At 34.4% G+C, this 16,303-nt stretch carries 7 protein-coding genes; all 7 read left to right on the top strand.

Features of this window, described 5'->3' with window-relative positions; all coding sequences use genetic code 11:
- The first annotated feature begins 231 nt into the window (after positions 1 to 231).
- Complete coding sequence (locus ACQY63_RS11555) at positions 232 to 3,237, top strand: hypothetical protein (RefSeq protein ID WP_428245250.1); 3,006 nt, start codon at positions 232 to 234, stop codon at positions 3,235 to 3,237.
- A 271-nt stretch (positions 3,238 to 3,508) separates the two neighbouring features.
- Entirely contained in the window at positions 3,509 to 5,092 is a 1,584-nt protein-coding gene (locus ACQY63_RS11560; RefSeq protein WP_428245251.1) for a hypothetical protein, read from the top strand.
- Between the two features lie 159 nt (positions 5,093 to 5,251).
- A complete protein-coding gene (locus ACQY63_RS11565; RefSeq protein ID WP_428245252.1) occupies positions 5,252 to 6,217 on the top strand; it encodes a hypothetical protein in 966 nt (321 codons plus the stop codon).
- Between the two features lie 10 nt (positions 6,218 to 6,227).
- Positions 6,228 to 7,046 (top strand): hypothetical protein, encoded by an 819-nt coding sequence (locus tag ACQY63_RS11570; RefSeq protein WP_428245253.1) that lies wholly within the window; start codon positions 6,228 to 6,230, stop codon positions 7,044 to 7,046.
- A 10-nt stretch (positions 7,047 to 7,056) separates the two neighbouring features.
- Positions 7,057 to 7,875: a hypothetical protein gene (locus ACQY63_RS11575; protein WP_428245253.1), complete on the top strand. Its 819-nt coding sequence runs from the start codon at positions 7,057 to 7,059 to the stop codon at positions 7,873 to 7,875.
- A gap of 10 nt (positions 7,876 to 7,885) precedes the next feature.
- Positions 7,886 to 8,404 carry a hypothetical protein gene (locus ACQY63_RS11580; protein WP_428245254.1) on the top strand — a complete coding sequence of 173 codons (519 nt, stop codon included), beginning with the start codon at positions 7,886 to 7,888 and terminating at the stop codon, positions 8,402 to 8,404.
- 323 nt (positions 8,405 to 8,727) lie between these two features.
- The gene (locus ACQY63_RS11585; protein ID WP_022165716.1) at positions 8,728 to 15,939 is read left to right on the top strand and encodes a discoidin domain-containing protein; all 7,212 of its coding nucleotides are present in this window, start codon (positions 8,728 to 8,730) and stop codon (positions 15,937 to 15,939) included.
- Positions 15,940 to 16,303: the final 364 nt, after the last annotated feature.

Raw genomic sequence — 16,303 nt, forward strand, 5'->3', positions numbered from 1 at the left:
AGATTAATTTGTTGTGTGTGAGTGTTTGGTAAATATGAAAAATAGTAACCCTTTGCAAAGTATATGAGTTCGTTAATTTCAGAACTAATAAAAATGATTTTTATATAAAAAGACACCTTAATAAAAAATAGGCTACTAATTTTGAAAAAATGAATCTGCTAGAATAAAAGCAGACTGTGATGAAAGACGCATCGAATCTAATACAATTTTATTTTTTGAAAGGAGTAGAATATGAGAAAACAATTTAAGAAAGGTGTTGCTATTTTAAGTGCAGTTTCTATGGTGGCAGCAGGTATATCATATGTACCACAGAATGTAAAAGCTGACGCGCCGGCGATAGCAGTTCAGGATAGCGAAGAAGGAGTGGATTATTCAAGCCTTACATACACAAAGGCAGAACCAATTGGTGGTGGAGAGTTCCCAGAACTTTATTATTCAGTTATAACAAATGAACTTCATGCAAATGTAGGTTATCTTGATGCAGGAGCAACATTCCAGTTTGCTTATTCAGCAGACAATAAGCAGGAGGATACAAAGATTACAGTAAATGGCGTTGAAACTGAACCAGGTGCTGGGGTTGTATCAATGTATACTCAGGGCTTAACAAAGTTGAATCCGAAAGCAATGGAAGATAATGCTTATACACATGTTGTTATTACAAGCACAACAGGTAAGCTTGAAATTGTGTTTAGGAAAGGTACTCCAGCAAGTTCTGGTACAACAACAACTACAACAACAGAACCAACAAGTTCTGACACAACAACAACTACAACAACAGAACCAGCAAGTTCTGACACAACAACAACTACAACAACTACAACTACTACTACAGAAGCACCTGAAGTTACAACACCTGCAAAGGTACTTGGTTTAACATATGCAGGAAATGAAAATTTACCATTTTATTTTGCATGGCAAAGTGTAGCAGGAGCTAATGGTTACAATGTATATTTAGATGGACAACTTATCACTAAAGTAGACGGTGTAACATACGAATTTAGTAAAGACTTATTTGCAGAAGCTCGTGAATATACAATTGCAGTAGCTGCTGTAAATGAAGCGGGAGAAGGCACCAAAACTGAATATAAATATACTGTAAAATCTAAAGAACCTGATTCAACAAAGAATGAAGAGACAACTTCAACAAAGAATGAAGAGACAGATTCAACAAAAAATGAAGAGTCAAATTCATCATCATCAACAGAAGAAGATGTAAAAGTACCTGTTGCAGTTGCAGGATTAGCATATACAGGAACAGAAGAAGCATCATTCAAATTCTCATGGGAGGCATCAGAAGGTGCTGAATCATATAATGTATACTTAAATGATATATTTGTTGAATCAACTATAGCACCTGAATATAGCTTTAACAGTGCATTATTTGAAAAAGCAGGCACATACACAATTTCAGTTGAAGCTGTAAATAAAGCAGGTAAGAGTGATAAGAAATCAATTGAATATGTTGTAAAAGAACCAGCTTCAAGTGAATCAACAGATGAATCAAAGGATCCACAGCCAAGCTCAACAGATGAATCAAAAGATCCACAACAGAGTTCAACAGATGAATCAAAAGACGATAATACAGAAGTTACAATGCCAAGTGATTATACAGCATTTGAGAATAACGCAGATTTCGGATATAAGTTTGTAAGTGCACCTGAAGCTGCAAAAGCAGAGGTTAAAACAGACCAGGGAGAAAACTTATTTATTGCCTTTAACGCAGTAGAAGGATTTTTACCTGATTACACAGGATTAAAAGTTAATGGAACAGACAGGGATGTTTCTAAGGGAACAGGAATTACACTTCCAAAATCTTTATTAACAAAGAAAGTAAATGAAGTAGTAATCTTAGACAAAGATGGAAAAGAAATTGTAATTAATATATTCAATGTAAAAGGCGAAGAAAAAAATCCGGTAACTAAACCTGAGGAATCAAAGACAAGTGGAACAGATGAATCAAAGACAACTTCAACAAAGAACGAAGAGACAGATTCAACAAAAAATGAAGAGTCAAATTCATCATCCTCAACAGAAGAAGATGTAAAAGTACCTGTTGCAGTTGCAGGATTAGCATATACAGGAACAGAAGAAGCATCATTCAAATTCTCATGGGATGCATCAGAAGGAGCTGAATCATATAATGTATACTTAAATGATACATTTGTTGAATCAACTATAGCACCTGAATATAGCTTTGACAGTGCATTATTTAAAAAAGCAGGCACATACACAATTTCAGTTGAAGCTGTAAATAAAGCAGGTAAGAGTGATAAGACATCAATTGAATATGTTGTAAAAGAACCAGCTTCAAGTGAATCAACAGATGAATCAAAAGACGATAACACAAAAGTTACAATGCCAAGTGATTATGATGCAATTGAAAACAATGCAGACTTTGGTTTCAAATTTGCAAAAGCACCAGCAGGCGCAAAGGCAATCACAAGTACAGATCAGGGAGATAAGTTATATATTGCATTTGAAGCAACAGAAGGTTTCTTACCTGATTATACAGAAGTAAAAGTAAACGGCACAAGCGTAGATGTTTCAAAGGGAACAGGAATTAGAATTCCAAAATCTTTATTAACAAAGAAAGTAAATGAAGTTATTATTTTAGACAAAGATGGAAAAGAAGTAGTTCTTAACGTATTTAACGTAAATGGAGAAGGAGAAATTCCAACGAGTCCAAGTGTAACTGAACCAGACGTATCATCAGCAGACGTAACATCAGCAGATGTAACTTCACCAGATGCATCATCAGCAGATGTAACAACACCGGATTTGACAAAACCAGATGTAACTACAACATCAACAGAAAAGGTAACAGAAACATCAACTAAAGAAGATGTTGAAACAACACCAGATAGCGGAAAAGATGAATCAACAGCTAAGCCAACAGTTGAGCCTACAACACCAAAGGCTACAACAGCTAAGCCAACAGTTAAGCCAACAACAAAGAAAGCTTCACTTAAGCGAACAAAGATTACTAAGAAAGTAACAAAGAAACTCAGCTCAAAGAAAGTTAAATTAACATTCAAGAAAGTTAAGGGTGCTAAGAAGTACACAGTACAGGTATCAACAAACAAGAAGTTTAAGAAAGTTCTTTACAAGAAGACAGTTAAGAAAACAAAAGTTACTCTTTCAAGCAAGAAACTTAAAGGTAAGAAGAAATTGTACGTTAGAGTAAAAGCAGTTGGTGCTAAGAAGTGGTCAAAGGCTGTAAAAATTAAAGTTAAATAAATAAGTTTTTCAGATTATTAAAATAATAATGATAAGGGCTATGTACAGTATAATAAAGTATATAGTCCTTATTTTGGTGTAATAAGAAATTATTTTAGAATTTCTATCGCACATAAGATATTTCATTGTTGATGTATACTCACATGAAAACACTTTTTAAAAAAAACACACCTTTACTAAAAAATGATACCTTTAAACACAACAAAAAGTTTGATAAAATCTACATAGTTTTTGTAAAACTAAAATTAGGAAATTTTGAAAGGAGTTACAAATGAAGAAAGGATTCAAAAAAATTATGGCATACTTTTGTGCCATAGCATTAATTGTTACAAGTGTAACAGTGTACAATAACAAGTCAGTTTCAGCATATGAAGATTCTGAGTACACAGCTTTAACAGATGGTAAGGGCGCTGCAGTTGGCGACTGGTCAGAATTGTTTGCGGGAACATGGGATAATCTTGCAGGTAAAATGAGTTATGCAGGAAGCAAGTTAGATGACTTAAGCTTAAAGATTGATGAGTCATGTGGTAAGCCTGGTACTTGGCATTTACAGGCTAAGACAAAATTGACAGGACTTACAGCAGGAAAGACATATGATATTAAAACAAAATTAAATTCATCTATGGCAGGAATTTTATATGAAAAAACTGATGTTACAAACGTAGTAAATTCAAACATTGAAATTAAAGCAGGTGAGAACGAAACTACACTTCAGTTTAAGGCAACAGGAGAAACAGAAACTTTAGTATTTGAACTTAGTGGTATGCCAACAGGTTGTGTAATTGATTTTAAGGGTATTACAACAACAGAAGCAACTGAGATTGTTACAACAACAGAACAGCAGCCGGAAGAAGATGGCTATTATGCTTCTATCAAAGGTCAGTGGACATTAACATCACCTTGGAGTGCTTTTTCATCAGGGAGCATTAAATATAAAGGAACAGCAGACAACAATTCAGCAACAGTAGATATTAAATTCGCTGAATATGGTGGTGGAGATTGGCAGACACAGCTTCGTGTTCTTGGCTCAACAAATGTAGTTGGTTCTTTAGAAGCAGGAAAAGATTACAAGGTAAAAGTAGATTACACAGCTTCAAAAGCTTTTGACGGTTTAGTAAAAATTGGAGAAAAAGTAGAAAATGTAAAATTCGCGGAAGGTACAAATTCACTTGAAATATCATATAAGGCTGAAACAGAAAGACCTGATATTTATTTAAATTTAGGATACGCTCCAGCAGATGAAGAATTAAATATTAAGTTGACATTAGTGAAGGTTGAAGATATACAGCCAACAGTTGATCCAACATCAAACAATGTGACATCAGCAGATGTAACACAGCCAGATGCAACATCAGCAGACGTAACACAGCCAGACGCAACATCAGCAGACGTAACATCACCGGATGCAACATCAGCAGACGTAACACAGCCGGATGCAACATCAGCAGACGTAACATCACCGGATGCAACATCAGCAGATGTAACTACAACTCCAAAGGCTACAACACCAAAGGCTACAACAGCAAAACCAACAACAGCAAAACCAACAACAGCAAAGCCAACAACAAAGAAGGCTTCACTTAAGAAAACAAAGATTACTAAGAAAATAACAAAGAAACTTAGCTCAAAGAAAGTTAAATTAACATTCAAGAAAGTTAAGGGTGCTAAGAAGTACACAGTACAGGTATCAACAAGCAAGAAGTTTAAGAAAGTTCTTTACAAGAAGACAGTTAAGAAGACAAAAGTTACTCTTTCAAGCAAGAAACTTAAAGGCAAGAAGAAATTATACGTTAGAGTAAAAGCAGTTGGTGCTAAGAAGTGGTCAAAGGTTGTTAAAATTAAAGTAAAGAAATAATTTGATATTATAACTAAAAAAATAATATGAAAATTTAATAGAGGAGGGCAGTGGAATAAACTGCTCTCCTTTCCTTTTAGAGTCAATTGTGACTTGTGGTTTCTATTGTAGAATGGTAGAATTGTTTTTATAAAAAGAGAGCGTTTGTAGGAGAATATTATGAGAAAGACAATAGCAGGTTTTTGTACAGTTTGTATGTTGGGGCTAACCTTATCAGTTGCGGCAGCACAAACTCCGGGAAATGGCTATGATGACGGGAATACATTTACTAATCCATGGGGTACATTGTTTAGTACAACAACGGCGAAAGAAAGTAAAACAACTAGAAAAGAAACAACAACAGAAACAGTGACAGAATCAGGAATAACAACTGAAAAAGGAACGGGAACAGGAACAACAACGGAAGCAACAACATCAGATAATACATCGGATTCAGCAGGTATCACTACAGAAGAAAAAAATACAGGTGACAATGCCACGGGAAGTGATGACAACACAAGTCAGACTAATATGACAAATAATAACGCAACAGATGAAGGTATAACATCTTCAGGTCAGAATAATGGTGGCAGTATAAGTGAGAATATAACAAATGTAAGTTCATTAGATGACCATGTAACAGAAACTAAGACAATGGTTACTGACGAGAGTGTTACAACAGAACCGTTACATACAATAATAACAGCAAGTACGACAGACAAAATCACAAAAACAACTAAAAAGGTAAGTGTGAAGTCTACCAAAGTAAAAAAAGCAACTAAGAAGAAAAACTCAAAAAAGGTTTATTTGAAGTTTAAGAAAGTTAGCAGTGCACAAAAGTACCAGATTCAGATTTCAGTAAACAAAAAGTTCAAAAAGAAAATAATTAACAAAAAAGTAAACAGTAAGAAAATAAGCAAAAAAATAAATGGCAAGGTAAATAGTAAAACAACAAATAGCAAAAAAATAATTAGTAAAATAGCAAATAGCAAAAACTCAAAAACAGTAAAATTTGTATTAAAAAATAAGAAGCTCAAGAACTCGAAAAAACTCTATGTTAGAATTAGAGCTATTAAGGTAGTAAAAAATAGAAAATATTATAGCAAGTGGAGCAAGCCTAAGAAAATAAAGATAGTGAGAAAGTAAAGGAGAGAACATGAAAGAATTTTCAAAGAAATTTTTAATATACATATTGACGCTTACATTGTTGGTGGGCACATTCACATATGTTACTACAGGTGGTGTAAGAGCAACAGACAATTTTGACGGCGACGTTATGGATAATCCATGGGGTGCATTGTTTAGTACAACAACGGCGAAAGAAAGTAAAACAACTAGAAAAGAAACAACAACAGAAACAGTAACAGAATCAGGAACAACAACTGAAAAAGGAACGGGAACAGGAACAACAACGGAAGCAACAACATCAGATAATACATCGGATTCAGCAGGTATCACTACAGAAGAAAAAAATACAGGTGACAATGCCACGGGAAGTGATGACAACACAAGTCAAACTAATACGACAAATAATAACGCAACAGAAACTAAGACAATGGTTACTGACGAGAGTGTTACAACAGAACCGTTACATACAATAATAACAGCAAGTACGACAGACAAAATCACAAAAACAACTAAAAAGGTAAGTGTGAAGTCTACCAAAGTAAAAAAAGCAACTAAAAAGAAAAACTCAAAAAAGGTTTATTTGAAGTTTAAGAAAGTTAGCAGTGCACAAAAGTACCAGATTCAGATTTCAGTAAACAAAAAGTTCAAAAAGAAAATAATTAACAAAAAAGTAAACAGTAAGAAAATAAGCAAAAACTCAAAAACAGTAAAATTTGTATTAAAAAATAAGAAGCTCAAGAACTCGAAAAAACTCTATGTTAGAATTAGAGCTATTAAGGTAGTAAAAAATAGAAAATATTATAGCAAGTGGAGCAAGCCTAAGAAAATAAAGATAGTGAGAAAGTAAAGGAGAGAACATGAAAGAATTTTCAAAGAAATTTTTAATATACATATTGACGCTTACATTGTTGGTGGGCACATTCACATATGTTACTACAGGTGGTGTAAGAGCAACAGACAATTTTGACGGCGACGTTATGGATAATCCATGGGGTGCATTGTTTAGTACAACAACGGCGAAAGAAAGTAAAACAACTAGAAAAGAAACAACAACAGAAACAGTAACAGAATCAGGAACAACAACTGAAAAAGGAACGGGAACAGGAACAACAACGGAAGCAACAACATCAGATAATACATCGGATTCAGCAGGTATCACTACAGAAGAAAAAAATACAGGTGACAATGCCACGGGAAGTGATGACAACACAAGTCAAACTAATACGACAAATAATAACGCAACAGAAACTAAGACAATGGTTACTGACGAGAGTGTTACAACAGAACCGTTACATACAATAATAACAGCAAGTACGACAGACAAAATCACAAAAACAACTAAAAAGGTAAGTGTGAAGTCTACCAAAGTAAAAAAAGCAACTAAAAAGAAAAACTCAAAAAAGGTTTATTTGAAGTTTAAGAAAGTTAGCAGTGCACAAAAGTACCAGATTCAGATTTCAGTAAACAAAAAGTTCAAAAAGAAAATAATTAACAAAAAAGTAAACAGTAAGAAAATAAGCAAAAACTCAAAAACAGTAAAATTTGTATTAAAAAATAAGAAGCTCAAGAACTCGAAAAAACTCTATGTTAGAATTAGAGCTATTAAGGTAGTAAAAAATAGAAAATATTATAGCAAGTGGAGCAAGCCTAAGAAAATAAAGATAGTGAGAAAGTAAAGGAGAGAACATGAAAGAATTTTCAAAGAAATTTTTTATATACATATTGACGCTTACATTGTTGGTGGGCACATTCACATGTGTTATTACAGGTAGTGTAAGAGCAGCAGACAATTTTGACGGAGACGTTATAGAGAATCCATGGAAACAGCCTGATGACAACAATAAACCAGGAGATATAACCATTGATGATCCGGGCGTTGCTGCAATAACAATAAAAAAGAAAGATTTAAAAATTTCCATTAAGTCTGCGACAAAGAAGAAAAAATCTAAGACAGCGAAGATTGTTCTTTCAAATAGCAAAGTAAAAAAGAGTATAAGAAAAAATGTTGAATATCAAATCAGATATTCAATAAAGAAATCTATGAAAAAATGTAAAACAAAAACTTACAAAACAACAAAGATAAAATTAAAAAAAATGAAAGCAGGGAAAAAATATTACATCAAGGCAAGAGCTTTTGTTAAAGGTTCCAACGGAAAGAAGATTTATGGAGCTTGGACGAAAGCGAAGAGAATTAAATTGAAATAATTATTATGAGTCGTAGTAAAAAAACATACTTTTTCTTATTAATTTAAGCGGGGAATGCGTTACGTGAAGATAAGTGTCACGTAGCGCATTTTCTGTTTTATTATGAAAAAAACATAAAAACGAATAAAAATATTTTTATTGAAAAATCGTTGACTGTAAAAAATACATAAAGAAATTGTATGAAAATCTATTAAATAAAGGGTTTGTGGAATAGAAAAAAGTAAAAACAACTAAAAACTCGAAAAAACGTTTTTTTGCTTGTTTTAAGGGTGATTTAAAAGATATAATTTAAGGGTGCAAGATTATTTAAGGGAGGAATTAAGATGTCAAAAGTATTGAAAAAAATCACAGCTATAATGCTCACTTTAGCTATGGTTGTAACAATTTGTCCACAGGGCAAGTTAATCAGTATCAAGGCTGCAGACGCAGAAGATAATACACCATACAATCTTTCAAATGGTAGACCGGCTTATGCTAGTTCACAAACCGGAAGTGGTTCTGCGGCAGAACTTGCAGTCGACAACGATGAAAGCACACGTTGGCAGGCTAAGCAGGACGACACAAATGAATGGTTATATGTTGACCTTGGAAAAGAGGCAGATATAGACCACATTTATTTACGTTGGGAAGCAGCGTATGCAAAGCATTATCAGATCCAGATTTCAAATAATGAAGATGACTGGACAACAATTTATGAGAAAGGAAACAAGCCGGGAGCTTTTGTAAATATGGCTTTCTCATATGAAGTAAACAAGTTTAATACAGAAAAAAATCTATATGAAGTAAGTGCAAAATGGACACCTGTTGAAAATGCTGTATACAGTGTTTACGAAGGTGACAAGATAGTACAGGCACCTGACAATTTTAAATTTGATAAAATTGGTCAGGATGGCGGAAATCTTGGTTTGACAGAAGGCACACATGAACTTGAGGTTAGAGCTTACAATAAAGATAACCCAGAACAACTTGTAGGTAGTGCAAAATGTACAGTAGAAGTTAAGGCAGACGGCAAAGGTAATAATGGTGTAGAAATTGACGAAACTGCAAAACTTAAACAGACAATTTCAAAAGAAGAATTAAGTAGTACAAAGGCAAGATATGTTAGAGTTCGTACAACAGAAAGAGCTACAGCTTATGGTAGTTCATTATACGAATTCCAGGTATGGGGTACAGGTGGTTCAGCAAAGAGACCTGTAAACTATGGCGAAAATCTTGCATTAAATAAAACAGTAACATGTTCAGGTACAAGAGATGAATGGTGGATGAAGGATGATCAGGGAAATATTAAGCCTGATGCTTACAATAATGTTAAGCCTGAAAACGCAGTCGACGGAAATACTTCAACTTCATTTACATCATATCAGGGAGATAACCAGTGGTTGACAGTTGACTTGGGACAGGCATATACAGTAGGAAGAATTGCTGTAGATTGGACTTCTGACGCCGGTAAGATTTATGATGTATTAGTTTCAAGTGATAACAAAACATGGACAACTGTTCATCGTGTACTTAAGGGATATGCTAACGCTACAGATAATTTCACTTTATATCAGACAGGTGTAAGATATGTAAAAGTATTAGGTTACACAAAAGTAGAAAGTGGTAGTGGTATTGGTATTAAAGAACTATCAGTATATCAATATAAGGAAGGGGATAGCAAAGAAAATGAAACTATTCCAGATCTTCCAACAAGACAGATTTTAAGAGCAGGAAGTGGTTCATACGTTTCAGGAGAAATGTACAACGAAAAGAACAAACTTCCAACTTTCGTAAATGAAAAGAACATTAAGACACCTATCGATTCAAACAGCTGGTGGTCATCAGCAATGGTACAGACATTTAGTAACTTACTTTGCGCGACACCACTTAAAGCATCATTCTCTAAGAAAGGGCTTGGAGTTTTACTTGCAACAGCAGGTTGGGTTCCAGAAAGAACTGAAACAACATTAGGTACTGACCAGAGTACAGAAACATCAAGAGATTTTTATTTGGTACCTGAAACACTTGAAACAACATCTGCATACGACAGAGTTGAAAATTACGGTGATTATTCTGTTGAATTAGGTCTTATGGATGAAGATGGTCTTAAGATGAAATCAACAGTTGTTAAAGGTTCACCATATATCTTCAATGAATTCAATAAGGATACTGTTGTATACTTAAGCGGTGAATCTATTACAGAATTCTTTAATGGAAAAGGCGAACAGATATTAGCTAAAAAAGGTGATACTGTTGTAACAGACCATATTGGATTCAAAACATTTGATGATGAAAACACAAAGGCAGTTAATGAGGGTACATACTACGAATTAAATGTTCCTGAAGGAACAGAATTCAAGGTTATGATTGCAGGTGGAAATTATAAGATTAAGATTACATTCCCATCAGCAGACCAGAATTATTTATCATTAGCAGGTATGAACAGTAAAGATGATATCGAAACTTACTATCAGCATGGATATGCTTTTGTAACAGATACATTAGTAACTTATTCATATAACAAAGATAATTCAAAGATTATTACAAATTACAAAGCAACTACAAAGTTAATGAGAGAAGGTTTCTCAAATGTAACGATGCATTGCTTATTCCCACATCAGTGGAAACATAGCGCAGATGTTGAGGGCGATAAGACTTTCACAACATATCCTTCAATCAGAGGTGATATGAAGTCAATCTGGGCTAATGAATATTCAACAACACAGCAGTTCTCAGGTTTATTACCTACATTCGCAAAATCAAACAGCAAGATGTTTGATAGCAATGAAATGAAAGATTACTTAAATCAGGTAGTAGCATCAAAGATGGATACAGCTCCTGTATCAGATGCTTACTGGGAAGGTAAAAACGTTCACCCACTTGCAATCAGTGTTCTTATGGCTGATCAGTTAGGTGAAACAGAAATTAAAGAAAAATTGTTATCAAAATTAAAGAGCATCATGGAAGACTGGTTCAACTATGATGGTGGGGATGATAGATGTTACTTTATCTACAATAAGGATTGGGGAACATTATATTATCCAGACAGTTCTTTCGGTGCTAACGCAGCTATCTGTGACCACCACTTTACATATGGGTATTTTATGTTTGGTGCAACAGTATTAGCAACATACGACAAAGAATTTTACAATGATTATAAAGATATGATTGAACTTATGGTTAGGGACTATGCAGATTCTGAAGAACCTGAAGATGATGGAAATATGTTCTGTAAGTTCAGATCATTTGACCAGTATTCAGGACATTCTTGGGCTGGTGGATATGCTGACAGCGATTCAGGTAATAACCAGGAATCGGCTTCAGAAGCATTATTCAGTTGGGTTGGTATGTACCTTTGGGGGGAAGCAACTCAGCAACAGAAGTGGATTGATGCAGGTGCATACGGATTCACAACAGAAATGGATGCGGTAGAACAGTATTGGTTCGATTATGATGAAACAAACTGGTTAGGAGATCATCCTGACAGAGATGCTGATAAAGTATATGATTATCCATTCCAGGGAACAGGACAGATTTACGGTGCATCAATGGGTTATGGTACGTATTTTGGTGGAGAACCATTATATGTATACGGAATTCAGTGGTTGCCAATTTCTGAGTACCTTACAAACTATGGTATGAATCAGGAAAAATGTAAAAAAGTATACCAGGGATTATGGGATGATACAAATTATGCCATTGAAATCGAAAGAAAGTTACATGAAAAATATGTAGCAGAAGGTAAGACAGAGGATGCCGCATGGCATAACCCTGATACTTATGCAACACCTGATACAGGTTGGCAGCATATTACATGGCCATTCTTATCACAGACAGATGCAACAAGTGCATATAACTTGTTTGAAAAGAATGTAAGTAAGGTTCAGGTAGAAGATAGAGCAAATACACTTTGGTTTGTTTCAGCAATGGACGAAATTGGTCATAGAACAAATGACTATATGGTAGTTGGTAATATTCAGGGTTCTGTTTATGTAAAAGATGGAAAATACACAGCAGAAGTTTGGAACCCAACATCAGGAAGAAAAGTAGTACAGATTAAGAAGGCAGATGGAACATTAGTTGGTAAAGCAAGAATTGAAGCAAACTCAACTGTAAGCTTTAAGATTGATACAGAAAATTACTTCGCATACAAACAGGTTAAGAAACCTACAATTACAGCAACAGCTCTTAAAGATGGTGTTGTAACAGATGATGTAAACGGAACAACAGAATTTTCTGATACACAGTTAGTAGAACTTTCAGCAGAAGAAGGCGCAACAATCTACTATACAACAGATGGTTCAGCTCCAACAAAAGACTCAAAGAAATATACAGGTAAGATTTTAGTATCAAGTGATACAACAATTAAGGCAGTTGCAGTTGAAGATGGATGTATTGATTCATCTTATGCAGCAGCAGTATTGAAGATTGATGGAGATACAGTTCAGGGTAGCGATAACTTGTCAATTGAAGCAACAGCAACAGCTTCTTCAGAAGATGGTGCAAATGTTGCCGCAAATGCAATTGATGGAAATGGTAGCACAAGATGGAAATCAAAAGATAATGATGATGAATATCTTCAGCTTAATTTAGGTTCTACAAAAGTTATTAACCAGGCTGTTATTACATGGGAAGCAGCATACGCTGAAAAATATGAAATTCAGGTTTCTCTTGATGGAAAAGAATGGACAACAGTTGCAACACAAAGCGGTAAAGTCGGCACAGTTACAACTAACTTCCCAGCAACAAAAGCTAAGTATGTAAGGATGAAGGGTCTTGCAAGAGGTACAGCTTACGGATATTCAATTTTTGAATTTGAAGTATACGGTGCCGTGAAAGCAACATCACCTGTAATTTCACCGGTTAGTGGTGTATATGATGGAAAACAGAAGGTAACATTATCAACTGTAGTTAAGGGTGCAGAAATCAAGTACACAACAGATGGTACTACACCTACAGAAGATTCTCCAACATACACAGCTCCATTTGAAGTTGATGGAACTACAATTGTTAAAGCTGTTACATATAGAAAAGGAATGATTTTATCAGATACAACAGAATCAGATATTATTATTAGTGGAACAGTTACAATTAATAGAAAAGAAGCAAGAATTGCAAGTGACAGATCAGTTCAGCTTTCAGCAATATCAAATGAAAAAGTAACATGGTCAAGTAGCAATACAAAAGTTGCAACAGTAGATCAGACAGGACTTGTATCAGGTAAAGGTGTTGGTGAAACTACTATTTATGCAACATTGCCTGGAGGAAGCAAGGCAGAATGTAAGGTAATTGTAACAAAACCTATACATGTTAAGTCTATTAGCATTCCTGAAACCTTTGAAATGAAGAACAAGTCTTCAGAAACATTGGAATTAACAATTAATCCTGAAAATACAACTGATGAAATAACTCCTGAATGGAGCTCATCAAATGACAAGGTAGCCGTAGTTAATGAAAATGGTACAGTAACAGCCAAAGGTGAAGGTGAGGCAACTATTACTGTTAAGGTTGGAACATTTACAGCAGAATGTAAATTAACAGTAGGACCTGCAGCAAGTAATGCAGAAATGGCAGTTAATAAGAAGTACAACAAGGCATTAGGCAAAACAGTAAATGTTTACCCAAGCAGACAGAATGAAGGTGGTACTGAAAAAGATATAACAGACGGTTCATTTGAAGGAAATTATATTTCACCTAAATTTGAAACAACTAATACATATTTTGAAATTGATTTAGGCGATACATATGATGCAGCTAAATTAGACAGAATAGTTATTAAGTATCATACAAATAATGATGGAACACTTCCTACTAAAGGATATAAGATTCAGTATTCAATTAACGGTGTTGACTTTAGAACAGTTAAGTCAGTTCCAGGTTCGGATTTAGCAAAGGCAAAGGAGAATGATCTTATTGATGAACAGAGCATGACTGGTGTTGAAGGCAATGTTAGATTTGTCAGAATATTCTACCCAGATGCAAATAATTGGGGATATCAGGTAAGAGAAATTGCTGTACTTAGTACAGAGCAGAATGCAGAGCCTATTGAGGTTGACAACTGCGATGAGGCTGATGATTTTACAGTAACATCAAACAAGTTCAGTGAAATTGAATACAATATTGTAGCAGGTGATAATAAGAAAGACTTTAAGTATAGAGTATTCCTTGATGGCAAGAGCGTAACTGATTTAATTGATGCCGGTGAGGGTGAAATTAGTGAAGTTGAAAAAGGAACTCATACAGTTAAGGTTGTAGCTTATGGCAACGGTCTTATGTCTAAGGGTATTACTAAGACAGTTGTAGTTGATGATGGTTCATTAGTTGATTATATTAGTACTGTTAGAAACTTAACTAAGGACAATGCAACAGTAACAGTTGAGGATATTAATGATGGTACTGAAGGCAGCAAGGATACTAAGATATTAGTTGATGGTACTATTTCAACTGAAAACGACAAAACAGTACAGACAACATACAGAAAGAAAGAGGCAACAGTAACACTTGAACTTACAGCTCCTGTTGATAAGAGTTTAGTTGAGGAATTATTAATTGCATTTAAGGCTAACAATACAAATGCGACAGCATTTAAGATTTACTTATCAGATGATGGACAGAATTATCAGTTGATGGCTGACAAGTCAGGTGTAGCCTATAAGAGTGCAACAGAAGTTAAACTTGATATGGACAAGTATACAAAGGACACTGTTAAGTTTGTTAAGATTGAACTTACAGACGGCAATGCAACTTGGGGATATCAGATTTCTGAAATTGCATTAATGGGTACTAGCGTGTTTATGCCAACTGAAGCAGAAGGTCTTGTAGTAACATCAGATGAATTTAACAAGATTACTGTTTCGTTTACAGGTGATACAGAACAGCTATACAATGTAAAGGTAGATGGAAAGGCAAAACAGATTAATGTTAAACCTGGTACATATACAATTGAAAGAGTAAAAGGTGGTTCACACGAAGTTGTTGTTACAGCTATTAAGAATAGTATTGAATCAAAAGGTATCTCAGAGACAATCGTTGTTAAGTCAGCACCAACCACAAAGAGTGTGAATGATGATGACGAAGACGATAATGACTTTACAAGACCTGGCGAGACAACAAAGCCAAGAGAAACAACGCCAAGTGGTACAACAAAACCAGGTGAAACAACAACATCAGGCACAACAACAAAGCCAGGAACTACAACAAAGCCAGGTACAACAACTAAGCCTGGTACTACAACAAAATCTGGTACAAAGGTTACTCTTAAGAAGGTTAAGATTAAGAAAGCTACTAAGAGTAAGAAATCTAAGAAGGTTAAGATTAAACTTAACAAGGTAGCAGGCGCTACAGCTTACCAGGTTAAAGTTTCAATCAAGAAGAACTGCAAGGGCAAGAAGAAGGTAACTATTACTAAACTTGTTAAGAAGGCAAACTTCAGCATTAACATTAAGAAACTTAAGAAATCTAAGAAGTATTATGTTAAGGCAAGAGCAGTTAAGATTGCAAACGGCAAGAAAGTCTACGGCAAGTGGAGTAAAGCTAAAAAAGTTAAGTTTAAATAATTCTTAATAAAATAAATAATACTAAAATTCCAAAAAGAGGGCAGAAAATGTATAAAAATTGTTTTATGCATTTTTCGCCCTCTTTCTTAAAATAATAAAAAATAATAACAATATACTAAAAAGTAATAAAAATACAAACGTTATATAAGCATAATGCACAAAAAAAGCTTTGATAGTTATGCAGAATATAGAAAAAAAGCTTTTTCGTTGAAACAAAATATGCACAATGTTATACTTGAAAAATGATAAAACAATGATGGGTTAGTCTACCTTTTTTTAGAATTGACCTAATAATATAAAGAAAAAATAAGTAGTTTAGTGAAAAACGACGTTAATTAAGAGTAAATACTGTTTATAAAAAAGA

The organism is Eubacterium sp. Marseille-QA0814, assembly GCF_965119675.1.
Taxonomy (GTDB): Bacteria; Bacillota; Clostridia; order Lachnospirales; family Lachnospiraceae; genus Eubacterium_G.